27 protein-coding genes are annotated in these 26902 nt (G+C 64.5%); 17 read left to right on the top strand and 10 right to left on the bottom strand.

Going from position 1 to position 26902, the window contains the following annotated elements:
* Positions 1 to 104: 104 nt before the first annotated feature.
* Positions 105 to 1268, bottom strand: coding sequence for an alpha/beta fold hydrolase (locus tag JOD97_RS27315; RefSeq protein ID WP_209725545.1), 1164 nt, complete (start codon positions 1266 to 1268; stop codon positions 105 to 107).
* 112 nt (positions 1269 to 1380) lie between these two features.
* On the opposite strand from JOD97_RS27315, the gene JOD97_RS27310 reads away from it, so the two are divergent.
* On the top strand, positions 1381 to 2319 hold the full coding sequence (locus tag JOD97_RS27310; RefSeq protein ID WP_209725544.1) for a LysR family transcriptional regulator: 939 nt from the start codon (positions 1381 to 1383) through the stop codon (positions 2317 to 2319).
* Here JOD97_RS27310 and moaC read toward each other — a convergent pair.
* Positions 2316 to 2822 (bottom strand): cyclic pyranopterin monophosphate synthase MoaC, encoded by a 507-nt coding sequence (gene moaC / locus JOD97_RS27305; protein WP_209725543.1) that lies wholly within the window; start codon positions 2820 to 2822, stop codon positions 2316 to 2318. The two genes, JOD97_RS27310 and moaC, sit on opposite strands and share 4 nt — an antisense overlap.
* 124 nt (positions 2823 to 2946) lie before the next feature.
* Between moaC and JOD97_RS27300 the strand changes: the two genes are divergently transcribed.
* The gene (locus JOD97_RS27300) at positions 2947 to 4659 is read left to right on the top strand and encodes a M48 family metalloprotease (RefSeq protein WP_209725877.1); all 1713 of its coding nucleotides are present in this window, start codon (positions 2947 to 2949) and stop codon (positions 4657 to 4659) included.
* Here JOD97_RS27300 and JOD97_RS27295 read toward each other — a convergent pair.
* The 4 genes from JOD97_RS27295 to JOD97_RS27280 are packed head-to-tail and all read right to left on the bottom strand — an operon-like array spanning position 4634 to position 6921.
* Positions 4634 to 5239, bottom strand: a complete 606-nt coding sequence (locus JOD97_RS27295) for a DUF2946 family protein (protein ID WP_209725542.1) — start codon at positions 5237 to 5239, stop codon at positions 4634 to 4636. The two genes, JOD97_RS27300 and JOD97_RS27295, sit on opposite strands and share 26 nt — an antisense overlap.
* Positions 5232 to 6224 (bottom strand): alpha/beta fold hydrolase, encoded by a 993-nt coding sequence (locus JOD97_RS27290; protein WP_209725541.1) that lies wholly within the window; start codon positions 6222 to 6224, stop codon positions 5232 to 5234. The genes JOD97_RS27295 and JOD97_RS27290 overlap by 8 nt, the downstream gene beginning before the upstream one ends.
* Before the next feature lie 16 nt (positions 6225 to 6240).
* Entirely contained in the window at positions 6241 to 6669 is a 429-nt protein-coding gene (locus tag JOD97_RS27285) for a nuclear transport factor 2 family protein (protein WP_209725540.1), read from the bottom strand.
* A gap of 39 nt (positions 6670 to 6708) precedes the next feature.
* Entirely contained in the window at positions 6709 to 6921 is a 213-nt protein-coding gene (locus tag JOD97_RS27280; RefSeq protein ID WP_090325353.1) for a zinc-finger domain-containing protein, read from the bottom strand.
* Positions 6922 to 7068: 147 nt separating this feature from the next.
* Here JOD97_RS27280 and JOD97_RS27275 point away from each other — a divergent pair, with 147 nt between their 5' ends.
* The 12 genes from JOD97_RS27275 (at position 7069) to JOD97_RS27220 (ending at position 20141) form a co-directional block, all read left to right on the top strand.
* Positions 7069 to 7848, top strand: coding sequence for an AzlC family ABC transporter permease (locus JOD97_RS27275; RefSeq protein WP_209725539.1), 780 nt, complete (start codon positions 7069 to 7071; stop codon positions 7846 to 7848).
* The gene (locus JOD97_RS27270; protein WP_209725538.1) at positions 7841 to 8185 is read left to right on the top strand and encodes an AzlD domain-containing protein; all 345 of its coding nucleotides are present in this window, start codon (positions 7841 to 7843) and stop codon (positions 8183 to 8185) included. The genes JOD97_RS27275 and JOD97_RS27270 overlap by 8 nt, the downstream gene beginning before the upstream one ends.
* Positions 8186 to 8252: 67 nt before the next feature.
* Positions 8253 to 9470 carry a phosphoglycerate kinase gene (locus JOD97_RS27265; RefSeq protein ID WP_304511223.1) on the top strand — a complete coding sequence of 406 codons (1218 nt, stop codon included), beginning with the start codon at positions 8253 to 8255 and terminating at the stop codon, positions 9468 to 9470.
* A gap of 244 nt (positions 9471 to 9714) precedes the next feature.
* Complete coding sequence (gene pyk, locus JOD97_RS27260) at positions 9715 to 11160, top strand: pyruvate kinase (protein ID WP_209725537.1); 1446 nt, start codon at positions 9715 to 9717, stop codon at positions 11158 to 11160.
* Positions 11161 to 11237: 77 nt separating this feature from the next.
* Complete coding sequence (gene fba, locus JOD97_RS27255; protein ID WP_090325362.1) at positions 11238 to 12302, top strand: class II fructose-bisphosphate aldolase; 1065 nt, start codon at positions 11238 to 11240, stop codon at positions 12300 to 12302.
* Between the two features lie 107 nt (positions 12303 to 12409).
* Positions 12410 to 13303 carry a phosphoribosylaminoimidazolesuccinocarboxamide synthase gene (locus tag JOD97_RS27250; RefSeq protein ID WP_209725536.1) on the top strand — a complete coding sequence of 298 codons (894 nt, stop codon included), beginning with the start codon at positions 12410 to 12412 and terminating at the stop codon, positions 13301 to 13303.
* A 1-nt stretch (position 13304) separates the two neighbouring features.
* On the top strand, positions 13305 to 13811 hold the full coding sequence (purE, locus tag JOD97_RS27245) for a 5-(carboxyamino)imidazole ribonucleotide mutase (protein WP_209725535.1): 507 nt from the start codon (positions 13305 to 13307) through the stop codon (positions 13809 to 13811).
* Positions 13812 to 13831: 20 nt separating this feature from the next.
* Positions 13832 to 15025 (top strand): 5-(carboxyamino)imidazole ribonucleotide synthase, encoded by a 1194-nt coding sequence (locus JOD97_RS27240; RefSeq protein ID WP_209725533.1) that lies wholly within the window; start codon positions 13832 to 13834, stop codon positions 15023 to 15025.
* Positions 15022 to 16104 (top strand): L-threonylcarbamoyladenylate synthase, encoded by a 1083-nt coding sequence (locus tag JOD97_RS27235; protein ID WP_209725531.1) that lies wholly within the window; start codon positions 15022 to 15024, stop codon positions 16102 to 16104. Before JOD97_RS27240 ends, JOD97_RS27235 begins: the two co-directional genes overlap by 4 nt.
* A gap of 191 nt (positions 16105 to 16295) precedes the next feature.
* Entirely contained in the window at positions 16296 to 17804 is a 1509-nt protein-coding gene (locus JOD97_RS27230; RefSeq protein ID WP_209725529.1) for a S9 family peptidase, read from the top strand.
* Positions 17805 to 17988: 184 nt separating this feature from the next.
* The gene (locus JOD97_RS27225) at positions 17989 to 19368 is read left to right on the top strand and encodes an SGNH/GDSL hydrolase family protein (protein ID WP_209725527.1); all 1380 of its coding nucleotides are present in this window, start codon (positions 17989 to 17991) and stop codon (positions 19366 to 19368) included.
* A gap of 74 nt (positions 19369 to 19442) precedes the next feature.
* Positions 19443 to 20141, top strand: a complete 699-nt coding sequence (locus tag JOD97_RS27220; RefSeq protein WP_209725523.1) for an OmpW family protein — start codon at positions 19443 to 19445, stop codon at positions 20139 to 20141.
* A 72-nt stretch (positions 20142 to 20213) separates the two neighbouring features.
* On the opposite strand, the gene JOD97_RS27215 is transcribed toward JOD97_RS27220, so the two are convergent.
* On the bottom strand, positions 20214 to 21398 hold the full coding sequence (locus JOD97_RS27215) for an acyl-CoA dehydrogenase (RefSeq protein WP_209725521.1): 1185 nt from the start codon (positions 21396 to 21398) through the stop codon (positions 20214 to 20216).
* Positions 21399 to 21486: 88 nt separating this feature from the next.
* Positions 21487 to 21990, bottom strand: a complete 504-nt coding sequence (locus JOD97_RS27210) for a flavin reductase family protein (protein ID WP_209725517.1) — start codon at positions 21988 to 21990, stop codon at positions 21487 to 21489.
* A 144-nt stretch (positions 21991 to 22134) separates the two neighbouring features.
* Here JOD97_RS27210 and msrA point away from each other — a divergent pair, with 144 nt between their 5' ends.
* A complete protein-coding gene (gene msrA / locus JOD97_RS27205) occupies positions 22135 to 22686 on the top strand; it encodes a peptide-methionine (S)-S-oxide reductase MsrA (protein ID WP_209725515.1) in 552 nt (183 codons plus the stop codon).
* Here msrA and JOD97_RS27200 read toward each other — a convergent pair.
* Together JOD97_RS27200 and pdxH are read right to left on the bottom strand one after the other, a co-directional pair.
* Positions 22679 to 23917, bottom strand: a complete 1239-nt coding sequence (locus JOD97_RS27200; protein ID WP_209725510.1) for a cyclopropane-fatty-acyl-phospholipid synthase family protein — start codon at positions 23915 to 23917, stop codon at positions 22679 to 22681. The two genes, msrA and JOD97_RS27200, sit on opposite strands and share 8 nt — an antisense overlap.
* Positions 23918 to 23989: 72 nt before the next feature.
* Complete coding sequence (gene pdxH / locus JOD97_RS27195; protein ID WP_209725508.1) at positions 23990 to 25225, bottom strand: pyridoxamine 5'-phosphate oxidase; 1236 nt, start codon at positions 25223 to 25225, stop codon at positions 23990 to 23992.
* Between the two features lie 85 nt (positions 25226 to 25310).
* Between pdxH and tcdA the strand changes: the two genes are divergently transcribed.
* A complete protein-coding gene (gene tcdA, locus JOD97_RS27190; protein ID WP_209725506.1) occupies positions 25311 to 26156 on the top strand; it encodes a tRNA cyclic N6-threonylcarbamoyladenosine(37) synthase TcdA in 846 nt (281 codons plus the stop codon).
* A gap of 216 nt (positions 26157 to 26372) precedes the next feature.
* The gene (locus JOD97_RS27185) at positions 26373 to 26876 is read left to right on the top strand and encodes an FKBP-type peptidyl-prolyl cis-trans isomerase (protein ID WP_209725873.1); all 504 of its coding nucleotides are present in this window, start codon (positions 26373 to 26375) and stop codon (positions 26874 to 26876) included.
* Positions 26877 to 26902 lie beyond the last annotated feature (26 nt).

The raw sequence follows: 26902 nt of genomic DNA, 5'->3' as shown, positions 1-26902 counted from the left end.
CGAGCCGCTATGAAGATTCGGTGTTGTTAGCATATGTGCGAGCAGGCGCGTGACCAATGGCGCCTGCGGTTCGCCTCACATGGGTACGGGGCCGTACGCCTGGGTTAATCGACCCCCAGAGGATTCGATATGCGCAGCCTCCAGCCACCGTCGCGCCCTTTTTCCACGATTTGCGTGGCAGTCCCATATTCTTCGTGCGATTTCCCATCCGGGAGCGTCATGCTCAGGCGCCAATCGAGCAGGACGAGAGCCAGGTCGCCGCTTGGCAGCACCCGGCGTACCGTATTGTGTATACGCGGCTTTAATGTCAGGAGCTGTGCCAGGGCACTACGTAGTTCGGCCGGGTTTTCCTGTACCACTTCGCCGTTCGTCATCCGCATCGTTGCACGGCTACTGAAAACCGCCATCACGGCATCAAGATCACCGCAATTCAAGGCTGTATCGAAGGCAACGGGGACCTGTTCGGGCGTTTCGCACAAAGCCGACCTGTTCTCGATGGCCTCGATAAACCATGCGATCTTCTGTGCAATCGCCTCCGGGGCCTCCAACGGCGACAGGTGACCGACTCCCGGCAGCACATGCAAGGCCGCGTGCGGGATACGCGGCAGAAGTTCGGCCTGCAATGTCGTCACGCGGTCTACCTGATCGTGCTCGCCCGAGATGACGATCGTCGGCACATCAATTGACGACACCGCCTTGGTGATGTCTTCCCGCATCCCGACATCCGGCCACGCGGCCTTTGCCTGGGGGGCACCTTTCAAGCTGTCCTCGATGACTTGAGCGCGGCTCGCAGCGTCCAGCGGTTTTGCGGTCAGGACGTTGTCGATGACAAATTCAACCGATTGACGTGACTGGTAGGCCCCGGCCAAGGTTGCGCGCTGTTCTTCGGAGAGCGCCATGGGCGAGGGCGGCGAGGGCGCGATGAGGACTATGCCTTCCAGTCCGGCCGGCCGCTGCGATGCCATCAGCTGTGCAACCTTGCCTCCCATGGAGTGGCCGACGAGGATGTAACGTTGCAACCCCAGAGTGTGGATGACTCCTTCGGCATCGGCGGAAAGATCGGCAATACCGTATCCGTGGGCAGGCGCGTCGGACTCGCCCCACCCGCGATGATCGATGGCGACAATTCGATACCGCCCAGATAATTTTGCGGCCACCGGGTCCCACGTGCGTGACGAGCCGCCGTAGTAGTGCAAGAACACCAACGCCAATTCCCCGCCACCTTGCTGCCTTACATGGATTCGCGTGCCGTTCGTTTCGATTTTCATTTCATCACTCCTATGTCTTTTCGGTGCGGAGATGATAGATTCGATTCTAAAAATTGATAATGGCGTCATTTGTTACGACAGTAGATAATTCTGTTATCGAATGGGGGAGCGAATGGATAAATTGATGAGCCTTAGCGTCTTTGTTGCGGCGGTCGAAGAAGGCAGCTTCGCCGGCGCGGCGCGGCGATTTAATTTGTCGCCGGCCATGGCTGGCAAACACATCAGCGCGATTGAATCGGATTTGAATGCGCGTCTGTTCCAGCGCACGACGCGGCGCTTGAGTCTTACGGACGTCGGGCGGACGTATTACGACCGATGCAAGCAAATCCTCGGCGCATTCGTTGAGGCGAATCGAGAAGCTAGCGCTGCGCAAGGCATCGCTCGCGGGACGCTACGCGTCGCTGCACCGGTCACGTTCGGCGCCATGCATCTGGGGAAGGTCGTTGCGCGCTACGTGGAAGAGCACCCTGAAGTCAACGTGGAAGTGCTGATGGGGGACCGCTATATCGATTTGCTTGATGCCGGTGTCGATGTCGCGATCCGGATCGGAAGGCTCGACGATCCATCGCTGGTGACGCGTCGGCTTGCGCCATGTCGAATGGTGGTGTGTGCCTCGCCCAAGTACCTCGAGCGGCATGGCACACCGCGTACCCCGCAGGATTTACTGCAGACGCCGCGTCTTGCTTTCAGTGAAGCGGTATCGGCCGGCGACTGGACATTTATTGATGAAACAGGGCGTTCGTACGTGGTTGATGGACCCTGTCGCGTAACCGCCAACAATACACAAATGCTGCTTGCCTGCGCGCTTGCCGGCGCAGGGCTTGCGTATGGGCCAACGTTCGTATTCGGCGAGCATATTCAACGCGGCGAACTTGTTGCCCTGCTGCCGGCTTACCGTACCACCGAATTGACAATCCAGGCCGTCTATCCGAGCGCGCGCAGCATTCCAGTAAAGGTGCGACGATTCGTCGACTATCTGGCTGAAGCGTTTGGCAATGATCCTGTCTGGGATCGAAAAGCGTGGGATCAGCATGCCGAATCAAGGACTTAACTCGTCGCGCTCCAATCCCCCGACTTGCCACCATGCTTTTCCATCACCCGGATATCGCTCATCACCATGCCGCGATCGACCGCCTTGCACATGTCATATACAGTCAACAAGCCGACCTGCACCGCGGTGAGCGCTTCCATTTCCACCCCGGTCTTGCCGAAAGTCTCCACCTGCGCCTTGCAGTGAACGCTCGAATTGGCCTCATCGGTCTCAAAATCCACCGTCACCCGCGTCAACGCCAGCGGGTGGCACAGCGGTATCAGATCGCTGGTGCGCTTCGACGCCATGATCGCCGCGATGCGGGCGATGCCGAGCACGTCGCCCTTCTTGGCCGTGCCGCTGGTGATGATCGCCAAGGTTTCCGGCTTCATGCGGATGGTCCCGCTGGCGACCGCGATGCGGTGCGTCTCCTGCTTGGCGCCGACGTCGACCATGTGGGCTTGCCCGGAGGCGTCGAAGTGGGTCAGGTGCTCGGCTGGCGGGGCGGATTTGGTGTCGGTCATGATCAAGAGCTAACAAAATAATTCAGTGGAGGGCGACGTGCGTAAGCGCCCCGGTTGCGGGTATCATATCACCGTGAAATCGAACCGCCGCCCCCCTACCTCCGACGGCCGCCGCCCGCTGCGCATGCGCATGATCGCGGCCGCCCTGCTGGTCGCCATGCCGATGGCCATGGCGCAGACCGCGCTCGCCCCGGCGCGTATCCCCAACCTGCCGGCGTTGGGCGATACCGAACGCCAGGACTTGTCGCCGCTGATGGAGCGCAAGCTGGGCGAGGAGATCATGCGCGATATCCGCCGCGACCGCGATTTCCTCGACGACGGCCCCATCCTCGAATACCTGAACAGCTTCGGCAACGCGCTGGTGGCGGCCCGCCCCGACGCGCGCGGCGAGGCCAATTTCGACTATTACTTCTTCGCCGTGCGCGATCCGAACCTGAACGCGTTCGCGCTGCCGGGCGGCTTTATTGCCGTGCACTCGGCGCTGCTGCTGGCGGCGCAGTCCGAATCGGAGCTGGCGTCCGTGCTCGGCCACGAGATCGGCCACGTGGCGCAGCGCCACATCGCCCGTTCGATCGGCCAGCAAAAGCAGGATGCGCTGATCCCGCTGGCGGCGATGATCCTGGCCGCGCTGGCGTCCCGGGCCGGCGGCGACGCGGCCATGGGCGTGTTCATGGGCGGGCAGGGGCTGGCGATCCAGCGGCAACTGAATTTCGGCCGGGACGCCGAGCGCGAGGCCGACCGCATCGGCTTCCAGATCATGGGCGAGGCCGGCTTCGACACGTCCGGCATGGTGGCCTTCTTCCAGCGCATGCAGGCCGCCACGCGCAATTACAGCGATCTGGTGCCGGCCTATCTGCAGAGCCATCCGCTGACCACCGAGCGCATCGCCGACATCCAGGCGCGCATCCGCGACCAGCCGTACAAGCAGCGCGTCGACAGCCTCGACTTTTATCTGGTGCGTTCGCGCGCGCGTGTGCTGCAGGATCAGACGTCGCAAGGCTATGCCGAGGCGAAGACGTTTTTCGAGAACCAGATGCTGCAGGAGAACCGCCATCAGTTGACGGCCGGCCAGTACGGCATGGCCTTCCTGTCGCTGAAAAAAGGCGACACCGCCAACGCCCAGGTGTGGCTGGACAAGGCGCGCGCGACGTTCAGCAAGGCGCCGCCCGCCGGCACCTTCAGTGTGGCGGCCAAGCCGTCGTCGGATGCGATTTTCGTCAGCACCGCCATCGAGATCAAGCTGGCGCAGCCGGATAACAAGGCCGTCATCGCGCAGGCGCTGGTCGATGCCGAGGCGGCGCACCAGCGTTATCCGCTGTCGCGCGGCATTGCCCACCAGTATGGCGAGGCGCTGATCGCCGCCGGCAAATATGAAGAGGCGGCCGCCTATCTGCGCGAGCAGGTGCAGTCGTACCGCGAGGACCCGGACGCCTACGATTTGCTGGCGCAGGCGTATTCGAAGCAGGGCAAGGTGGCGCTGCAGCACATCGCGCTGGCCGAGTCGTATGTGTTGCAGGGCGGCGTGCTGTCGGCGCTCGACCAGCTCGGCTACGCGCGCAAGGCGCCCGATGCGTCGTTCTACGACCAGGCCGTGATCGACGCGCGCGAGCGCGAGTTGCAGGCGCGCCGGCGCGAGGAGATGGGCGACAAGGGCAAGAAGGATTTGCGCGAGGCCGAGAACCGGCCGGCGTTCAAGGCGGAGTTGCGCTCCGGCTCCTCCGAGGACAACAACCGGACCAACAATCCGTCAGGCAGCCCGTTTTCCAACCAGTCGACCAATCCGTTCGACCGCTTGCGGCAAGGTTCCGACCTTACGCCGGGGCGGACGGTTCGCTGACGAAGCCGAAGTGGCCCGCCAGCTGCGCGGCGGCCACGCGGTGCACCGGGATCTGGCGCTCGTGATCGGTCAGCGTCAACGTCGAGGCGAGCGAACGCGCCTCGCTCTCCATCCATTCCAGCAAGGTTTCGTCGGCGACCGGCTCGTCGTTCATCCTCAGTAGCGGCAGTACTTGCGCGAAGTCGCGGTCGTCGAGCTGGGCGACGATTTCGCCGCTGCGCAGGACCAGCGCGCCGGTCTCCGTCAACACCGCTTTGTCGATGCCGCCCATGGCCGTGCCGGTGTGCAACAGCCAGCCGCAGGACGGATCGGTGCGCACGATGTAGGGCGTCGCCTCCAGGTTGACGTAGACGCGCTGCGGGCCATTCTGGAAATACCAGCAACCCCGGTCATCGGCCGCGTAATTGCGCACGATGAAGGCGATCAACGCCTCGTGCGCGAGCTTGTCGCCGGGCAGCTTGAGCTGCTGGGCGCGCTCGTCGCGCATGCGCCAGTTGCCGCGCGCGTCCAGTCCCAGCCAGCCGTAGCAGTGGGGCACGTTTGGCCATTTGGCCAGGGCCTGCTTGACGATGTCATCCATGTTGTTTCGCCATCCCTTGCTTGTCCATACTGTCGTTGGCGCCTTCCATAAAGTGAATCAGACGCCGCGGCAGCCAGTGCAGCTTGCCCGGTAGCCCGCCGACGGCGAAGCCGACATGGCCTCCCTCGGCAGGATAGTCCAATACGACGTTGGGCGACGCACGGCGCGGCAGATGGCGTCCGGGCAGGAAGGGATCGTTTTCGGCGTTGAGCACCAGGGTCGGCACGGTGATGTCGTTGAGCACGTGTTTGGCGCTGGCGCGGTCCCAGTAGTCGTCGGTGTCGCGGTAGCCGTGCAGCGGCGCGGTGACGACGTTGTCGAAGGCGTACAGGTCGCGCGCCGCGTGCAGCGCGTCCAGGTCGAACAGTCCGGGAAACTGGCGCAGCTTGGCGATGCACTTGGGCTTGAGCGTTTGCAGGAACATGCGCGTGTAGATCATGTTGAAGCCGCTCGACAGCGAGACGCCGCCCTGCGCCAGGTCCAGCGGCGCCGACACCGAGCAGGCGGCGTCGACGAAGTCGGCCTGGTGCTGCGATTCGCCCAGCCAGCGCAGCAGCGCGTTGCCGCCCAGCGAGACGCCGGCCGCGTAGAATTTGCCGCCGCCTTGCGCGCGATGGTTCGTGTGCAGGCGGCGGATGATCCAGTCGACCTCGGCGGCGTCGCCCGAATGGTAGAAGCGCGGCGCGCGGTTGGCCTCGCCGGAGCAGCCGCGGAAATGCGGCACCGCGCCGGACCAGCCGCGCGCGGCGATGTCGGCCATCAGCGCGCGCGCGTAGTGGCTGTCGGACGAGCCTTCGAGGCCGTGGAACAGCACGACGAACGGCTGCCCCGGCCGGCCGTCGACGAAATCGACATCGACGAAGTCGCCGTCCGGCGCATCCCAGCGTTCGCGGCGGAACGCCACCGCCGGCTTGGCGATGGCGACGGCCGGGTAGATGGTTTGCAGGTGACCGCTAGGCAGCCAGAACGGAGCGGTGTACTTCACGGCGGCGGGGGAGTTGTCAGTGCAGCACTTGCGTCGGCGTGTCGACCGGCACCGCTCCCGGCGCCACCGAGACGTGATGCAGCACGATGCGCCAGCCGCGCGGGGTCTTGACGTAGACGTTGGTGGCGATCAGGTGCGCCGGCTCGCCGCTGGCGGCGGTGGTGCCTTCGACCACCGTGTGCACCGAACTCATCAGATTATGCGTCTCGTGCAGCTGCGACGGCATGATGTGCAGGCCGCCGTGCTCGAGCACCTTGCTCCACGAGTCGCGGATGGCGGCGTGCCCGATCAGGCGCGTGCCGCCAGGATGGACGCAGACGATCTCTTCGTCGTCGGCCCACAAGGCCATCAGCGCGTCGAGGTCGGCGCGGTTGAGCGCGTCGTAGAACGCCGTCTCCACCTCGGCGGCGCTGCCGTTCAACTGTTTTGCTCGTTTAATCGGCATGCTGGCTCCGGAGGCTGCGGCTGGCGGTTTGCATAGCTATTAATGGTGGCCGACGACGGTGCCCGGCTTGAGGCGGTAGGCGGTGCCGCAGTACGGGCACTTGGCGACGCCGTCGTGGTTGAACTCCAGGAACACGCGCGGGTGCGACGACCACAGCGGCATCGCCGGGTTCGGGCAGTGTGCCGGCAAGTCCTTGCCGTCGAGCTCAACGGCGTTGGTGGCGGCTGCGGCGGACGTGTTGGCGTTGGTCATTTTGTAATGCTCCGAAAGGCGTGAAAAGCACGATTTTAACGGAATTGCGCATTGAGCAAAAATCATCGGTAAAATAGCGCCTCAACAATCCCGGTGTGGCCTGCTATGTGGCGGGAATGCCACATACAACTGAGCACCCGCAGCCACATGACTGAACCGAGCAGCACCCCTCCCGCGCCTGCCCGTTACGTGGCGGAACACCATGAGCCTTCCTGGCGGGAGGGCCTGAAGACGGGCACGCCGACGTTGTTCGGCATCGGCGCCTGGGGGCTGGTGGTCGGCATCGCGATGGTCAAGTCCGGGCTCAGCGTGCCGCAGGCGCTGGGCATGACCTTGCTGGTGTTCGCCGGCTCGGCGCAGCTGGCCGCGCTGCCGTTGATCGCCGCCAGCGCGCCGATCTGGGTGATTTTCCTGACCGCGTTCGTGGTCAATCTGCGTTTCGTCATCTTCGCGGCCCTGTTGGCGCCGCACTTCGCGCATCTGCCGTGGCGCCGCCGCTTTCTGCTCGGCTATGTCGCCGGCGACATGACGGTGGCGCTGTTCCTGCAAAAATACCCGTCCGAGGCGCCGCAGGTGGGCAAGCTGTCGTATTTGAAAGGCTTGCTGTATCCGAACTGGGGCGCGTGGCAGGTCGGTTCGATCGCCGGCATTTTCCTCGGCAGCACGGTGCCGGCCGAGTGGGGGCTGGGTTTTGCCGGCACGTTGGCCATCATTTGCGTGATGATCCCGTTGATGGTCGGGCGGCCGGCGTTGTGCGGCGTGCTGGTGGCGGGCGCGGTGGCGGTCGCCGCGGCGGGATTGCCGTATAAATTGGGCTTGTTGCTGGCCGTGCTGGTCGGCATGTCGACCGCGATGGCGGTCGAGGAGGGTACCGAAAAGTGGCGCAACCGGCGTGACAAATCAAATGGGATAAACACCGATGGCTGATTGGGAAATTTGGGTCGTCATCGGCGTGCTGGCGCTGGCCACCGCCGCCACGCGCAGCTCGTTCTGGCTGATCGGCCACCACATCACCATCCCCAAGCGGGTGCAGGAAATGCTGCGCTACGCGCCGGCCTGCGCGCTGGCCGCGATCATCGCCCCGGACCTGGTGCTGGGCCCGGACGGCCACGCGGTGCTGGATCTGAGCAACCTGAAGCTCATCTCCGGCATCGTCGCCACCTTGTATTATTTGCTGCGGCGCAATATGCTGGAAACCATCATCTTCGGCATGGCTTTCTTTACAGCATTACGCTTGCTCCCCACCCTTGTTCCTGTATTTTAATAACAAGAAAACACGCCTCGGCTTGCGGTAAAATAGCGCTCTTCTTTCAACTCACCTTTGGGTCGCCATGTCCGCTGTTTTGAACTTCATCCGTCTGCAAGATCTCATCGCCCAGAATGCGCTGCAAGGCAAGCGCGTCTTCATCCGCGCCGACTTGAACGTGCCGCAGGATGATGCGGGCAATATCACCGAAGATACGCGCATCCGCGCCTCCGTTCCCGCCATTAAGGCCGCCGTGGCCGCCGGCGCGAAGGTCATGGTCACGTCCCACCTGGGCCGTCCGACCGAAGGCGAGTTCAAACCGGAAGACAGCCTGGCCCCGGTCGCCGCGCGCCTGTCCGAGCTGCTGGGCCAGCCGGTCGAGCTGAAACAGAACTGGGTCGACGGCGCCGGTCTGGAAAACCTGCAAGCCGGCCAGGTGGTGCTGCTGGAAAACGTCCGCGTCAACAAGGGCGAGAAGAAGAACAACGACGAACTGGCGCAAAAAATGGCCAAGTTGTGCGATATCTATGTCAACGACGCCTTCGGCACCGCCCACCGCGCCGAGGCCTCGACCCACGGCATCGCCAAGTTCGCGCCGGTCGCCGCGGCCGGCCCGCTGCTGGCCGCCGAGCTGGACGCGCTGGGCAAGGCGCTGGGCGCCCCGGCCCGTCCGCTGCTGGCCATCGTCGCCGGCTCCAAGGTGTCGTCCAAGCTGTCGATCCTCAAAGCGCTGGCCGACAAGGTCGACAACCTGATCGTCGGCGGCGGCATCGCCAACACCTTCATGAAGGCCGTCGGCCTGAACATCGGCAAGTCGCTGGTGGAGAACGAGCTGGTCGATGAAGCCAAGGCCATCATCGACATCATGTCCAAGCGCGGCGCCCAGGTGCCGATCCCGGTCGATGTCGTGTGCGCCAAGGAATTCTCGCCAACGGCCGCCGCCACCGTCAAGGACGTCGCCGACGTCGCCGACGACGACATGATCCTCGATATCGGTCCGAAGACCGCCGCCACCCTGGCCGCGCAGATCGCCGCCGCCGGCACCATCGTCTGGAACGGCCCGGTCGGCGTGTTCGAGTTCGACCAGTTCGGCGAAGGCACCAAGACGCTGGCGCTGGCCATCGCCAACTCCAAGGCGTTCTCGATCGCCGGCGGCGGCGACACGCTGGCGGCGATCGCCAAATACGGTATCACCGAACAGATCGGTTACATCTCGACCGGCGGCGGCGCCTTCCTGGAATTCCTGGAAGGTAAGACCCTGCCGGCGGTGGAGATCCTGACGCAGCGTGCTGCGGCGCAATAAAGTAGAGATAAAAGCACGGTCGTGCGGTGTAGCAAATTGCCAGTAAAATCCCAGTAATAGCTGGAAAAAGCCCGGTTCTTGAAAGTTTGCTACAAACATTTGTAGTTTGGCTACATCAGTAGCATCATGAAGCGGGCGACACCAAGCTCAACACAGGCTTAGAGTGCAGCTTTTCCTGGTTTTTTTCCTGGCCCCCGCCGCTGTCGCGGGGGCTGTCCGCATGACCCAACGCTCAAGGAATCCTATGTCCCGTAGTACCAAAATTGTCGCAACGATCGGCCCGGCTTCTACAGATTTCAACGTTCTGGTGAAAATGATACGCGCCGGGGTGGATGTGGTACGTTTGAATTTCTCGCACGGCAAGGCGCAGGACCATATCGACCGCGCCAGGCTGGTACGCGAGGCCGCCGCCGAGTGCGGCCGCGAAGTGGCGATCATGGCGGACATGCAAGGTCCTAAGATTCGCGTCGGCAAATTTGAAAATGGTAAGATCGATCTGGCCAATGGCGACAAGTTCATCCTGGACGCCAAGTGGGGCGAGAACGGCGAACTGGGCAACCAGGAGCGCGTCGGCCTGGATTACAAGGCGCTGCCGCAGGATTTGCGCGCCGACGACAAGCTGCTGCTCAACGACGGCCTGATCGTGCTGGTGGTCGACAAGATCGTCGGCCACGAGATTTACACCACCGTCAAGATCGGTGGCGAACTGTCCAATAACAAGGGCATCAATCGCCAGGGCGGCGGCTTGACCGCGCCGGCGCTGACCGCCAAGGACATGGAAGACATCAAGACGGCAATGAGTTTCCAGTGCGATTACCTGGCGATCTCGTTCCCGAAAAGCGCGACCGACATGGAAATGGCCCGCACCCTGGCGAACATCGCCGGCGAGCCGTTCAACCATAAGCCGATGATGATCGCCAAGATCGAGCGCGCCGAAGCGATCCCTGTGCTGCAGGAGATCCTCGACGCCTCCGACGGCATCATGGTCGCCCGTGGCGACCTGGCGGTGGAAGTGGGCAACGCGGCGGTGCCGGCGTTGCAAAAGCGCATGATCAAGATGGCGCGCGAGTCGAACAAGCTGGCGATCACCGCGACCCAGATGATGGAGTCGATGATCTTCAACGCCGTGCCGACCCGCGCCGAAGTGTCCGACGTGGCCAACGCCGTGCTGGACGGTACCGACGCGGTGATGACCTCGGCGGAAACGGCCTCGGGCCGCTACCCGATCGAGACCGTGGAGATGATGGCCGCCATTTGCGTGGAAGCCGAGCAGTCCGAGTACAACAAGCTCGACGCCGACTTCCTGAATGTGACCTTCACCCGCATCGACCAGTCGATCGCTTACGGCGCGCTGTTCACCGCGCACCACCTGGCGGTCAAGGCGATCGTCGCGCTGACCGAGTCCGGTTCGACCGCGCTGTGGATGAGCCGTCACAACATCGACACGCCGATCTACGCGTTGACGCCGAGCGTGACGACCCAGCGCAAGGCGGCGCTGTACCGCAACGTGAAGGCATACAATCTGGCGCAGGCGGGCGACAGCGCCGCCGTGCTGAAGCAGGCCGAAGACTTGTTGGTGCAGAACGGCATCGTCAAGAAGGGCGATATGATCGTCGTGACGTGGGGCGGCCAGATGGGCCAGGCCGGCGGCACCAACGCGCTCAAGATCGTCAAAGTAGGTATTAAGTAAGTCCGATAGCGCGCCCCCGCGGAACGGGGGCGCAACGCTCCGGCAACCAAGTTTTTTTATTGTTTGGAGTACACATCATGTCCCTCGTATCCATGCGTCAACTGCTGGACCACGCCGCTGAAAACGGCTATGGCATTCCTGCTTTCAACGTCAACAATCTGGAACAAGTGCAAGCCATCATGGCCGCCGCCGACGCGCTCGACAGCCCGGTCATCATGCAAGCCTCGGCCGGCGCCCGCAAATATGCCGGCGAAGCGTTCCTGCGTCATCTGATCGACGCCGCGATTGAAGCCTATCCCCACATTCCGGTCGTCATGCACCAGGACCACGGCCAGTCGCCGGCGGTCTGCATGGCCGCGATCCGCTCCGGCTTCTCGTCGGTGATGATGGACGGCTCGCTGGAAGCGGACGGCAAGTCGGTCGCATCGTACGAGTACAACGTCGAAGTGTCGCGCGAAGTGGTCAAGTTCTCGCACGCCATCGGCGTCACCGTTGAAGCCGAGCTGGGCGTTCTGGGTTCGCTGGAAACCATGAAGGGCGACAAGGAAGACGGCCACGGCGCCGACGGCACGATGACCCGCGAGCAGCTGCTGACCGACGTCAACCAGGCCGCCGACTTCGTCAAGCAAACCCAGTGCGACGCGCTGGCCATCGCCATCGGCACCTCGCACGGCGCCTACAAGTTCACCCGCAAGCCGACCGGCGACATCCTGGCGATCGACCGCATCAAGGAAATCCACGCGCGCATCCCGAACACCCACCTGGTGATGCACGGTTCGTCGTCGGTGCCGCAGGAACTGCTGGCCATCATCCGCGAATTCGGCGGCGACATGAAGGAAACCTATGGCGTGCCGGTTGAAGAGATCCAGGAAGGCATCCGTCACGGCGTACGCAAGATCAACATCGACACCGACATCCGCCTGGCGATGACCGCCGCGATCCGTCAGTTCATGTTCCAGAATCCGTCGAAATTCGACCCGCGCGACTACCTGAAGCCTGCCCGTCTGGCCGCCGAGCAGATCGTCCGCGCCCGTTTCGAGCAGTTCGGCTGCGCTGGTCAAGCGTCGAAAATCAAGCAAGTGACGCTGGAAAAAATGGCCGAGCGTTACAAGGCCGGCGAGCTGCAACAGATTGTGAAGTAAAATTCGGGTTGGACGGGCAAAGCTTGCCCGAATCTCTTGACCGGCTGGCAAGGTTTCCTTGTCGCCGGTTTTCGCTTTTTCTACGTTTGGTTAATACATTCTCCGCTATGAACAGCCTTTACCAATCCTCCATCAAATCCCTGCCACTGCTCGGCCATGGCAAAGTCCGCGACAACTACGCCGTCGGCGACGACAAGATCCTGATCGTCACCACCGACCGCCTGTCAGCCTTCGACGTTGTCATGAACGAGCCTATCCCCGGCAAGGGCATGGTTTTGAACCAGATGAGCGATTTCTGGTTCGAGAAACTGGGCCACATCGTGCCGAACCACCTGACCGGCGTCGCGCCCGAGTCCGTGGTCGCCGCCGATGAGGTGGAGCAGGTCAAGGGCCGCGCGGTGGTCGCCAAGCGTCTGAAGCCGATCATGGTCGAGGCGGTGGTGCGCGGCTACATCATCGGTTCGGGCTGGAAGGATTACCAGGCGACGGGCAGCGTCTGCGGCATTCAATTGCCGGCCGGCTTGCGCCAGGCGGAGAAATTGCCGGAGCCGCTGTTCACGCCGGCGGCCAAGGCCGATCTGGGCGAGCACGACGAAAACATTAGCTTTGCCGACATGGAAAGCCGCATCGGCGCCGAACTGGCCGCCAAAATGCGCGATATCAGCATCAAACTGTACACCGCCGCCGCCGACTACGCGGCCACGCGCGGCATTATCATCGCCGACACCAAGTTCGAATTCGGCCTGGACGAAAACGGCGTCATGCACCTGATGGACGAAGTGCTGACGGCCGACTCGTCGCGCTTCTGGCCGGCCGATTCGTACGCGCCGGACATGTCGCCACCGTCGTTCGACAAGCAATTCGTGCGCGACTACCTGGAAACGCTGGACTGGGGCAAGACCGCGCCGGCGCCCGCGCTCCCGGCCGACGTCATCGACAAGACCCAGGCCAAGTACTTCGAGGCGATCGAGCGCCTGACCGGCCAGAAGCTGAAGGCCTGAGATGGCGGACGTTCAAAGCACTAAGCCGCTGGTCGGCGTCATCATGGGTTCGTCCTCGGACTGGGACGTGATGCAGAACGCGGTCGCCATCCTCAAGCAGTTCGGCGTGCCGTTCGAAGCGCAGGTCATTTCCGCGCACCGCATGCCGGACGAGATGTATGCGTACGCCAAAAGCGCGCGCGCGCGCGGCCTGCGCGCCATCATCGCCGGCGCCGGCGGCGCCGCCCACCTGCCGGGCATGGTTGCGGCGATGACCATCGTGCCGGTGCTGGGTGTGCCGGTGCCGTCGAAGTATCTGCGCGGCGAGGATTCGCTGCTGTCGATCGTGCAGATGCCCAAGGGCGTGCCGGTATCGACCTTCGCCATCGGCGAGGCCGGCGCCGCCAACGCCGCGCTGACGGCGGTGGCGATGATCGCCGCCACCGACGACGCGCTGGCCGACAAGCTGGAAGCCTTCCGCGTCACGCAAACCGACGCCGCCAAGGCCATGACGCTGCCGCTTGAATAAATCGTTCGAATAAATAATCAATGAGCAAAGATTTTTCTCCACTACTGCCCGCCGCCAATCCACCGGCATGGCTGGGCGTGATGGGCGGCGGTCAACTGGGCCGCATGTTCGCCCAGGCCGCCCAGAGCATGGGTTATCAGGTCGCCGTGCTGGAGCCCGCCGATGAATGTCCGGCGGGGCAGGTCGCGCAGCGGCTGGTCAACGCCGGCTACAGCGACGCCGCCGGGCTGGACGCGCTGGCGGCGCAATGCCTGGCCGTCACCACCGAATTCGAGAACGTGCCGGCCGACAGCTTGTCGCGTCTGGCCGAGCGCGTGTTCGTCGCCCCCAACGCGCATGGCGTGTCGGTGGCGCAGGACCGCATCGCCGAGAAGAAATTCTTTGTCGACTGCGCGCCGCGTTCGGGCGTGATGCCGGCGCCGCACAAAGTGATCGCATCGCAGCAGGATATCGACGATATCGCCGACGATCTGCTGCCGGGCATCCTGAAGACGGTGCGCATGGGCTACGACGGCAAGGGCCAGGTCCGCGTGAAATCGCGCGAGGACGTGCGCGCCGCGTTTGAAAGCATGGACAAGGTCACCTGCCTGCTGGAAAAGATGCTGCCGCTGGCCTATGAAGTATCGGTGCTGACCGCGCGTGGCGCCGATGGCGCGTCGGTGGTCTATCCGATCGCCGAGAATGTCCACCGCGACGGCATCCTGTTCACCACCACGGTGCCGGGCCCCAATGTTTCCGACGCCAGCGCCAAGGTGGCGCAACAGGCGGCGCAGGCCATCGTGGCCGAACTGGGCTACGTCGGCGTGCTGTGCATCGAATTCTTCGTGCTGACCGACGGCAGCCTGGTGGTCAACGAAATGGCGCCGCGTCCGCACAACAGCGGCCACTACACGATGGACGCCTGCGTTACCAGCCAGTTCGCGCAGCAGGTCCGCGCGATGGCGCGCCTGCCGCTGGGCGACGTGCGCCAGCATTCGCCGGCGGTCATGCTCAACATCCTAGGCGATGTCTGGTTCGAAGGCGACAGCGACACTGCGCGCGAACCGGCCTGGGACCGCATCCTGGCGTTGCCGGGCGCCTGCCTGCATCTGTATGGCAAGGACGACCCGCGCCGCGCGCGCAAGATGGGCCACCTGACCATCGTCGCGCCGACCCTGGACGAGGCGCAGCGGCAACTGAACGCCGCCTGCGCCATCCTGGGTATCGAACCGTGAAGCAACCGCGCCACGAGGTCGCCGACGCGGCGGACATCGCGGCGGCCGCCGCCGTTTTGGAGGAGGGCGGCCTGGTCGCGTTCCCGACCGAGACCGTCTACGGCCTGGGCGCCGATGCCGAGAATCCGGCCGCCGTGGCCCGCATCTACCAGGCCAAGGGCCGCCCTAACGACCATCCGGTGATCGTGCACGTGGCGCCCGGCGCCGATCTGGACTATTGGGTCAGCGACATTCCGCCAGAGGCGCGGCAACTGGTCGCCGCCTTCTGGCCGGGACCGTTGACCTTGATTTTGAAGCGCGCCGGCCACATACCGGACGCCGTCTCCGGCGGCCAGGACACGGTGGGCATCCGCTGCCCCTCGCATCCGGTCGCGATCGCCCTGCTGAGCGCCTTCAAGGGTGGCAAGGGCGGCGTCGCCGCGCCGTCGGCCAACAAGTTCGGCAACGTCAGCCCCACGACGGCGCAGCACGTGCGTGACGAGTTCGCGCTGGACGATGACGATGAAGGCTCGATCAGCGACGAAGACGCCTGTTCGGCCCAATTACTTAACACGGTGCTGGAAGGCGGCCCCAGCCAGGTCGGCATCGAATCGACCATCGTCGATCTGTCGCGGCTGGCGACGCACGGCCCGGTGCTGTTGCGCCCAGGGCACATCGGTGCCGAACAGATAGCCGACGTCATCGGCCGTTTGCCGTCCGCGCCGGACCAGGCCGCGCCGCGCGCATCGGGCACGCTCGAATCGCACTACGCGCCGCGCACGCCGGTGACGATGCTCGACGGCGACGCCTTGACGGCCACGCTGGCACGGTTGCACGCCAAGGGCATCAAGGTAGCGGTCATCGCCCACGCGCTGCCGGCGCTGGCGCCGAGCCAGCGACTGTTGCCCGCCGACCCGGCCGGGTACGCCTACGGCCTGTACGCCGCCTTGCGGGACATGGACCAAACCGGCGCTGACGTAATTTTGGTGCAAACCCCTCCGCAAGATCCCCAATGGCTGGGCGTCAACGACCGCCTGCGCCGCTCCGTGTTCGGCTCCGCCGGCATCATCGAATCTCTGTTGAACCGTAGGGCGGATTAGGCGGAACGCCGTAATCGGCCATCTATGCGCCGTCGATAACGCACGCATGGCCGATTACGCCGCGCCAATCCGCCCAACGTGGCGCCGATGTTTGGTTGGGCTCGCTTCGCAGGAAATTTCCATAATCCAGTGCTAAGATGAATTGTTGTCGGCCCGAAAACCTCGGCCGGCCATCTTGCGAGGATTGTGATATGCGCTGCGCTAAAGTGACGTTGATTTGCCTGGCGCTCGCGCTGGCTTCGTGTGGCGGGGGCGGCGGCTCCGGCAGCCAGAGCAGCGGCTCGGTGGTAGTGTCGCCGCCGCCGCCCCCGCCGCCGCCGCCGCGCGGCTCCGTCATCGGCGCCGCCACCGTGGTGCCGGCCACACTGATCGGCGGCGCCACCGCCGGCACGGTCGAGCCGGGCGAACTCAAGAAACTGGTCGATCAATCCGTGGTGCTCGGCACCACCGTGACCAGCACGCCGCTGTGCGCCGTCACCACCTATACGCTCAAATATCATACCGTCGATTCGTTGGCGGCCGATACCGACGCCAGCACCGCCGTCATGGTCCCGTCAGGCAAGGACGCGGCCTGCCAGGGTAATCGGCCGGTGCTGCTCTACGCGCACGGCACCACCGTGCAAAAGAGCGACGACATGGCCGACCTGTCGTCCAGCGAGCCGTTGATGATCGCCGCGATGTTCGCCGCCCGCGGCTATATCGTGGTGGCGCCCAATTACGCCGGCTACGCGGGCTCGTCATTGGCCTATCACGCCTATCTCGACGCCAACCAGCAATCGGCCGACATGGTCGACGCCCTGCGCGCCGCCCGCAGCTCTTTCGCGTCGATGAAGGTCGGCGCGTCGAGCCGGCTGATGGTGACCGGTTATTCGCAGGGCGGCTATGTGGCGCTGGCCACGCAGCGGGCCATGCAGACCGGCTACGCGGGCGAATTCAACGTCACCGCCGCCGCGCCGCTGTCCGGCCCTTACGCCTTGCTGCTGTTCGGCGACACCATCTTCGCGGGCGCGCCGACCGTGGGCGCGACCGGTTTCCTGCCCCTGGTGATCAATGCCGGCCAGCGCGCCGGCGCCGCGCTCTACGCCAGCACGGCCGATGTCTACGAGGCCAAGTACGCCACCGGCATCGATACGCTGCTGCCGGGCACGCGCGGTTTCGGCGCGCTGGTGGCCGCCGGCAAGCTGCCCGACGATGTGCTGTTCGCCCAGGATTCGCTGCCGCAGCCGGACGGCTACGCGTCGTTCTTCGGCGTCGATCACTTGATCAAAACCGCGTATCGCAACGGTTATCTGGCCGATCTGAAGGCCAACCCATGCAATACCAGCGCCGCCAATCCGCTCGACTGCGCGCCGGCCCAGCCGCTGCGCCGCTGGCTGCTGAAAAACGATTTGCGCACCTATACGCCGTCCGTGCCGCTGTTCCTGTGCGGCGGCGGCGACGATCCGGTGGTGTCGTTCGCCAATACCAAGGCGGCCGGGGCGTATTTCGCCGCCAGGGGCGCGCCGGCGCTGACGGGACTCGATCTGGAGGACACCTCGCTGGCCACGCCGTATCTGGCCACGCGCCTGGAATTCGCGGCCGCCAAGGAGGTGCTGCGGCAGGCCAACAAGTCGGTGAAGGATAGCTACCACGCCGGCCTGGTTGCGCCATTCTGCCTGCGGGAGGCGCGCGCGTTTTTCGATTCTGCCCCAAACCGCTAGACCCCTGTTTGAGGCAGATTAAGCTTGCAATTGAAAAGCCGAGCAACTGTTCTTTTTTGCTCACACACCGGCGGATTGTCCGGTGTTTTTCTATACAAGCAGCGCTAACGCTGGCATATTAGTTGGGATGCGAATAGCACGCCCGTTCGTATCAAACCATAAAAGAATATTCACAGGAGACAACATGCGCAACACCAAATTTGCACTGGCTGCAATGACTCTGGCTGTCCTGGCGGGTTGTGGCGGCAGCGCCGACCCGAAGCCCGGTGATCAAACCATCAAAAACAAGTACAGCGCGCAAGTGTCCTTCGGCGATAGCCTGTCGGATGTCGGTTCGTATGCCGTCGGCACTGTGGCCGCCCTCAAGGGCGGCAAGTTCACCATCAACGGCGATAACACGGCCGTCGCCTCCACCCTGACCGGCAAGAACTGGACCGAACTGGTGGCCGCCCAGCTGGGCCTGCCAGCTCCGTGCGCCGCCGTGACCGGCCTCGACGGCGACGCCAGCAAGGGCTTCTCGGTGCCGCAGGTGGCCCACGCCGGCTGCTACGGCTACGCCCAGGGCGGCTCGCGCGTCACCAATCCCGTCGGGCCGGGCAACAAACTGGCCGGCAGCGCGCTGGGCGCGCTGACCATACCCGTCGTCACCCAGGTGGCCAACCACCTGAAGGCGGTCGGCGGCAAGTTCAAGGGCGATGAAATGGTGTTCGTCATGGCCGGCGGTAACGATGTGCTGTTCCAGCTGGCCGCGTTGAGCGCCGCCGCCACCGCCGAAGGCACCAAGGCCGGCGGCATCGCCTACTTGCAGAGCCTGGTGCCGCAACTGGCGGCCGGCGCGACCAATCCGCAGACCGCCGCCCAGGCCATCGCCTTTGCCGCGCAAACGGAAGCTGCCAAGCCCGGCAGCACGCAGACCAGCATCACCACGGTGGCCATCGGCGCCGCCGCCGTCCAGCCGGGCAACTCGGCGGTCGCCTCGCAGACCGTCTACGGTCCGATGGTGGCCAAGGCCACGGCCGACGCCACCGCCGCCGGCAACAAGGCCGGGCTCGACTACGCCACCGCCAAGGGCCCGGAACTGGTCGCCGCGCTGGGCACCGCCGGCACCGAGCTGGCCAACCTGGTCAAGACGCAGATCATCGCCAACGGCGCCAACTTCGTGACCGTCAACAACCTGCCCGACGTCGCCACCACGCCGTCCGGCCGCGGCCAGTCGGCCGCCACCCAGGCGCTCATCAACGCCATGGTGAGCGCCTTCAACACGGCGCTGACCGCCGGCCTGTCGGCGGAACCGAAAGTGGTGATCGTCGACGTGTTCGCCGTCAGCCACGACCAGGCCACCAATCCGGGACCGTACGGGCTGACCAACGTGACCGAACCGGCGTGCGACCTGAGCGCGGCCAAGAATCCGCTGGGCACGTCGCTGGCGTGCAATGCCGGCAACCTCAAGTCGGGCGACGTGAGCCACTATTCGTTCGCCGACGAGGTCCACCCGACCCCGTTCAACAACCTGCTGCTGGCCCGTTACGTGTCCAGGAGCCTGGTGACCAAGGGCTGGCTGTAAATTCTGTCGTCGCAGGCAGCGCCGCCGCAAAGGGCGGACGCTGCCGGACTATCACATAAAAATCAGGAGACGATATGAACAATGGTTTTAAAACGACGGTAAAACTGCTGGCGCTGGCCGCCGCGATGTCGGTGGCCACGGCCGCTTCGGCGCAACAAACGGCCGGCACCTGGCTCGCCACCCTCGGCATCAACAAGATCACGCCGAAGGTCGAATCCGGCGATGTGTCGGCGCCGGCGCTGCCGGGCACCAAGGCCGACATCGATTCGGACACCAAGCCGCGGCTGGCGTTCGCGTACATGTACACCGACAACATCTCGGCGGAGCTCGACCTGGGGATGCCGTACAAGCACGACCTGATCGGCGGGGGATCGATCCAGGGCACGGGCAAGCTGGGCACCTCGGAGGTGTTGCCGCCGACGGCGTTCATCCAGTACCGCTTCCTGCCGGCCAACGCGATGTTCCGGCCGTATGTCGGCCTCGGTATCACGTACGCCTACTTCCAGAAGGAGCGCGGTTCGGGACAATTGACGGCGATCCTGAACACCGGCGGTCCGGGCGCGACCTTCAAGGTCGACAACAAATGGGCGGCCAGCTACCAGATCGGCGGCACGGTCAAGATCAACGAGCAGTGGTTTGTCGACGCCACCGTGATCAAGACCAAGCTCAAGACCAAGGTGCATTTCTCGACCGGCCAGGACCAGGACATCCGCCTCGATCCGCTGGCCGTCAGCGTCAGCATCGGCTACAACTTCAAGGGATTTAATTTCTGATTGTCGTGGCCCAATAAAAAAACCGCTGCCTGTTCGCAGCGGTTTTTTTTCATTCGGGGGTGCCGACGCGTCTTATTGGAACGCCTGGATGCCGGTCTGCGCGCGCCCCAGGATCAGCGCGTGGATGTCGTGCGTGCCCTCGTAGGTGTTGACCACCTCCAGGTTGACCATGTGGCGGATGACGCCGAATTCGTCCGAGATGCCGTTACCGCCCAGCATGTCGCGCGCGACCCGGGCGATGTCCAGCGACTTGCCGCACGAATTGCGCTTCATCATCGAGGTGATTTCCACCGCCGCCGTGCCCGCGTCCTTCATGCGGCCCAGTTGCAGGCAGCCCTGCAGGCCCAGGGTGATTTCGGTCTGCATGTCGGCCAGCTTCTTTTGCACCAGCTGGTTGGCGGCCAGCGGACGGCCGAACTGCGAGCGGTCCAGCACGTACTGGCGGGCGATGTGCCAGCAGGCCTCGGCCGCGCCCAGCGCGCCCCAGGCGATGCCGTAGCGCGCCGAGTTCAGGCAGGTGAACGGACCCTTCAAACCGCGCACGTCCGGGAAGGCGTTCTCCTCCGGGCAGAACACGTTGTCCATGACGATCTCGCCGGTCAGCGAGGCGCGCAGGCCGAACTTGCCGTGGATGGCGGGCGCGCTCAGGCCGGCCATGCCTTTTTCCAGCACGAAGCCGCGGATGGCGCCCTCGTCGTCCTTGGCCCAGACCACGAACACGTCGGCCACCGGCGAGTTGGTGATCCACATCTTGGCGCCGGTCAGCGCGTAGCCGCCCGGGACCTTCTTGGCGCGCGTGATCATCGAGCCGGGATCGGAGCCGTGGTTCGGCTCGGTCAAGCCGAAGCAGCCTATCCATTCGCCGGTCGCCAGCTTGGGCAGGTATTTCTGGCGCTGCGCCTCGGTGCCGAATTCGAAGATCGGCACCATCACCAGCGACGACTGCACGCTCATCATCGAGCGGTAGCCGGAATCGATGCGCTCGACCTCGCGCGCGATCAGCCCGTAGGAGACGTAGTTCAGGCCGGGACCGCCGTACTGGTCGGGAATGGTCGGGCCCAGCAGGCCCAACTCGCCCATTTCGCGGAAGATCGAGGTGTCCATCTTCTCGTGGCGGAACGCCTCCAGGATGCGCGGCGCCAGCTTGTCCTGGCAATAGGCGGCGGCGGCGTCGCGCACCATGCGCTCGTCGTCGGTCAGTTGCTGGTCCAGCAACAAGGGGTCATCCCAGTGGAATTGGGCGCGGGCTTGGCTCATGGTGGTCTCTCATTATGGTGAATGCTGCCAGCATTCTATGCCGCGCCGGGCGGCCCGGCTTTTCAAATGGCGACACCAATTTCCGTTTTTAGCCCAGGCTGCCGAACTGGCCGCCGTGGAAGATCAGCGGCGGCGCCGGCGTGAACTCGCACAACTCGACCTCGCCGACGAAGATCACGTGGTCGCCCTCGGGATAGCGGCTGCGGTTGTGGCACTCGAACCAGGCCGATCCGCCCTTGAGGATGGGCTGGCCGGTGCGCGACAGTTCGTATTCGGCCGTTTCCCACGGATTGCTGCCGCGCGTGGCGAACAGCTTGGCCAAATGCGCCTGGCCGGCGCTGAGCACGTTGATGACATAATGCGAGTTGCCGGTGAAGATGGGCATGCTGTTGGCGCCGTTGGACAGGCTCCACAGCACCAGCGGCGGATCGAGCGAGACCGAGTTGAAGGAACTGGCCGTCAGGCCGCGAAACGTGCCGTCGGCCAGCCGGGTGGTGATCACGGTCACGCCGGTGGCGAACTGGCCCAGCGCCTGGCGGAAATGGGCGGTGTCGAAAGCGCGTTCTTCGGCGCGGGGGGAGATGGTGTGCATGGTCGGCCTGTGTTCTTTTAGCCATTATGCCAAAGATTCGTGGCCGTGGCGGATCGCCGTCCTTGTCCAGCGGTAAACTAGCTGCGTGCGGCGGGCGATTGCGTTACAGTGGATCATGCAGGCAGCTTCGATACGGAGGGGGCTATGGGCAGCAATGGCGCGCCGGGCGCGGCGCTCGAGACGGCGGTTCTGGGCGGCGGCTGCTTCTGGTGCCTGGAGGCGGTGTATCTGCAGGTGAAGGGGGTAGTCAGTGTCGAGTCCGGCTACACGGGCGGCCACGTGCCCCATCCCACCTACGAACAAGTGTGCGTGGGCGACACCGGCCACGCCGAAGTGGTGAAATTGCAATTCGATCCGGCCATCATCGCCTACCACGACCTCCTCGAGATTTTCTTCACGATTCACGATCCGACCACCTTGAACCGGCAGGGCAACGACATCGGCACGCAGTACCGTTCGGTCATCTATTACCAGTCGCCTGAGCAGGAGGCGACCGCGCGCCAGGTCGTGGCCGAGATGGCCAACGTGTGGGACGCGGCCATCGTCACCGAACTGGCGCCGGCGCAGCCGTATTACAAGGCCGAGGACTATCACCAGGATTATTTCCGCCGGCATCCGCTGCAGGGCTACTGCGCGTTCGTGGTCGCGCCCAAGGTGGACGAGTTCCGCAAGATCCACGGCCACCGTATCAAATAACCGCAGCCGCATCCACCAATGACTTTTGATCCGGGTACATGTACTTGCGCGACCATGGCAAGGTGTTGCTGCGCTGCCCGGCCTTGTGGCCGACAATCTGATACAGGCTGATCCAATCCTGCTCGAACGCGTAGCTGCAGCCGGCCAGATACACATGCCAGATCCTGAAGCGCTTGTCGCCGGCCAGCGCCCGCAGCCGCTCGGCCTGCGCCTCGAAATTGTCGGTCCAGATGGCGCAGGTGCGCGCGTAGTGGCGCCGCAGGTTTTCCACGTCGTACGCTTCGAGCCCGCCCTGCTGCATCGCCTTGAGCACGCTGCCGATATGCGCCAGCTCGCCGTGCGGGAACACATATTTGTCGATGAACTCGCCGCCGCCGTACGGCGTCTGGCCGTTGTCAGGATCGGTCGAGGTGATGCCGTGGTTCATCACCAGCCCGTCCGGCGCCAGCAGGCGGTCGATGGCGGCGAAATACTCGGGCAAATGCCGCACGCCGACATGCTCGAACATGCCGACGCTGGTGATGCGGTCGAACTGCCCGCGCACGTCGCGGTAGTCCTGCAGCCGGATCTCGACCAGGTGCTCGAGCCCGGCGCGCCGCACGCGCTGCGTGGCCAGCGCGTGCTGGTTCTCCGACAAGGTGACGCCGACGCAGCGCACCCGGTACTGCTGGGCCGCGCGGATCACCAGCGCGCCCCAGCCGCAGCCGATGTCGAGCAGCGTGTGCTCCGGCCGCAGCGCGATCTTGCGCAGGATGTGGTCGATCTTCTTGAGCTGGGCGGCGGCCAGGTCCTCGTCGCCGTCCTCGAAATAGGCGCAGGAATACACCATCGCCGGATCGAGGAATTGCGCGTAGAAATCGTTGGAGACGTCGTAGTGGTAGCGGATCGCCTCGGCGTCCTTTTGCTTGTCGTGCTTGATGCCGCGCGCCAGGCGCGAGAACTTGCCCTGCGGCTTGAGCGTGCCGCGCGCCAGCGCGTTGACGACGGCGATCATGTCGCGCGCCGCGCCCTTGACCTCGATCGCGCCCTCGACATACGCCGTGCCCAGGTTGGCCAGCGACGGCGTCAGCAGATAGCGCGCGGCCGACACGGTGGGCAAGCGTATCGTCACGCGCGGCGCCTCGTTGGAGAAGTCGATGCACTGGCCGTTCCATAACTCGATCCGCAGCGGCAGCGCGCTTTGCCGGCGGATGGACGCGATCCAGGCACTCAATCGATTTTGTACGAACATCTTCGCCTCCGGTTCAGAAGTAAAAAGACCACCGCAAGCGATGGTCTGCGAACCGGCGCGCGACCGTGCGATTTACGGTTGCAGGCGCTCTTTGATCCAGCGGCCATCGGCTTGTTTCACATACACGATCCGGTCGTGGAAGCGCGATCGGCGCCCCTGCCAGAACTCGATACGCACCGGTTCGAGGCGGTAGCCGCCCCAGTGTTCCGGCCGTACCGGATGCTCGCCGCTGGTAGCGGCGACCGCATCGTAATTGGCTTCCATCTGTTCCCGGTTGGCGATGGGCGCGCTCTGCCGCGAGGCGATCGCGGCGATCTGGCTCTTCACCGGCCGGCTATAAAAGTATTGATCGCTTTCTTCGGCGGAAGTTTTGACGACCTTGCCTTCGATGCGCACCTGGCGCTCGAGTTCATTCCAAAAGAATAGCAGCGCGGCGTGCGGATTGGTGCGCAATTGCTCGCCTTTTTGACTTTTGTAGTTGGTGTACCAGGTGAAACCGCGCTGGTCGAACTGTTTGATCAACACAATGCGCGAGGTCGGCTTGCCTTCCTCGTCCACGGTGGCAACGCTCATCGCGTTCGGTTCGTTGACTTTGGCGTGCAGCGCCTCGTCGAACCACTTGCCGAACTGGGCGATCGGATCGTCGAGCACATCGTTTTCGGTCAGGCTGGCGCGGCCATAATCGAGGCGCAGGTCGGCCAGCACCACGCCGTCGGCCACCGTGTTGCGCACCGGCACTTGCCGCTGTTCCGGCACCTGGCTGTCCGGCAGCGCCGGCGTGATGCCGCGCCGCGCTTGCATCGCGCTGCCCAGTTGCGCCATCTGCTCGGCGCTGAACAGGCGCTTGGCCATCGGCGCGATGTTGGCCTCTTCCTTGGCCATGTGCGCGGCGTAGGCGTCGCAAAACCGTTGCACGTCCGCCGCCGACAGCGCGGCGCCGTCGCCGGCGGCGATTTTGTCCAGCTGCGCGCGGACGATCTCCCAGTCGCGGTCCATGTGCTGGTGGTCGGCCAGGATGCCGGGTACCAGTTCGTCGAGCAGCGCGGCGTCGGCGTCGCGCGCGGTGGCCTGCAGCATCGGCATCAGGTTTTGCTCTTCGTCATCGTGATGCAGATGGGCGGCGTGGTTGAAATATTTGAGCACGGCCTGCGCGGCCTTTTGCGCGTCGGCGTCGGCGCCGTGCGCGGGCAGGTGGCTGAGCAGGTTTTGCAACGTCAGCAATTGTTTGCGGATGCGGTCGTGGCAATGTTTCAAAACTGCTATCGGTTGGCTGAAATCGGGGGCGGTGTCGAACAGGGAATGACTCATGGCGTTGCTCATCGAATGTGGTTCTGGCTGGGTGGGAAAGTCATTCTAGAATAATTCTTGCCGCCGCGTCCGGTAAAATGGCGGCATGAACAGTATCTCCGACCTGAATCCCGACCCCGGTGCCGACCCGGTCGACTTCGACCGCCGTTTCGGCGGCATCGCCCGATTGTACGGCGAACGCGCGCTGGCGCGCTTCCGCGGCGCCCACGTGTGCGTGGTCGGCGTCGGCGGCGTCGGCTCGTGGATCGTCGAAGCGCTGGCCCGCAGTGCCATCGGGCAATTGACCTTGATCGACCTCGACAACGTGGCCGAATCGAACATCAACCGCCAGATCCAGGCGCTGACCGGCACCGTCGGCATGGCCAAGATCACCGCGCTGGCCGAGCGCATCGCGCAGATCAACCCGTACTGCGTGGTCAACCAGATCGAGGACTTCGTCGGTGCCGACAACCTCGACACGATGCTCGGCGCCGGCAAGTACGACTACGTGGTCGACGCCATCGACAGCGTCAAGGCCAAGGCGGCGATGATCGCGTATTGCCGCCAGCACGCGCTGCCGCTGGTGATCATCGGCAGCGCCGGCGGCCAGACCGACCCGACCCAGATCGCCGTGCGCGACCTGGCGCGCACCGAGCAGGAACCGTTGCTGAAAAAAGTGCGCAAGGTGCTGCGCAGCCAGTACGGCTATCCGCGCGGCGAGAAGACCAAGTTCCACGTGGACGCGGTGTTCTCGATGGAGCCGCTGAAGTTTCCCGAGACGGGGGAGGTGTGCGCGGTCGACGGCGACGACCGCGCCGGCGGCGTGACCGGCTTGAATTGCGCCGGCTTCGGCTCGGCGATGGTGGTCACGGCCACGTTCGGCATGGTGGCCGCCGGCCACGTGCTGCGCCAGCTGGCCGACGGCGCCCAAGCGGCGCCGGAGCCGGTTTAACCCGCACCGCCAAGCAGGGTCGTACCCCGAGGGGTACGACCCTTGAGTGGTGGCGCTGGCGTCCGCGCAAAAGCATACGGGTTTTAACTAACAGCCAATTTTATCCAGTGCGCCAAGCAGGTTTGCTATCATTGTGCGCGCTGGCACGGCCGCCGTGCCGTCCACAGAAACCCATTGAAAGAAAAAAACATGACGCGTAGTTCCGTTTTAGTAGCAATGCTGTGCGCGCTGGCGGCCTCCGTGGCCCAGGCCCAAACCCCGGCGCCCGCCGCCGAAGCCGCCCCGGCGGCGTCCGCCGCGCCGGTGGCCCCGGCCGTCGTGCCGCCACCGCCGCCGATGGTGGTCGGTTCGGCCACGCCCGGCCCGGCCGCCGAGCAGTTGATCGTCACCGACACCAAGGTCGGCACCGGCAAGGAAGCCACCACCGGCGCCACCGTTTATATGCACTACACCGGCTGGCTGTATCGTCCGCTGGCCAAGCACATGCACGGCAAGCAGTTCGACTCGTCGATTCCGCGCGGCGAGCCGCTCGACTTCGTGCTGGGCGCCGGCCGCGTCATCAAGGGCTGGGACCAGGGCATCCAGGGCATGAAGGTGGGCGGTAAGCGCACGCTGATCATCCCGTCCGAGCTGGCCTACGGCTCGCGGCCGTCGCCGGGCAGCGGCATCCCGCCGAATTCGGCGCTGATCTTCGACGTCGAACTGATGGATGTGAAGTAGGGCGGATTAGGCGAAGCCGTAATCGG

It is taken from the genome of Duganella sp. 1411, from assembly GCF_017833525.1.
Taxonomy (GTDB): domain Bacteria; phylum Pseudomonadota; class Gammaproteobacteria; order Burkholderiales; family Burkholderiaceae_D; genus Rugamonas.
Note: the sequence above shows the minus strand (reverse complement) of the source record. Positions and strands in the feature narration are given on the sequence as shown.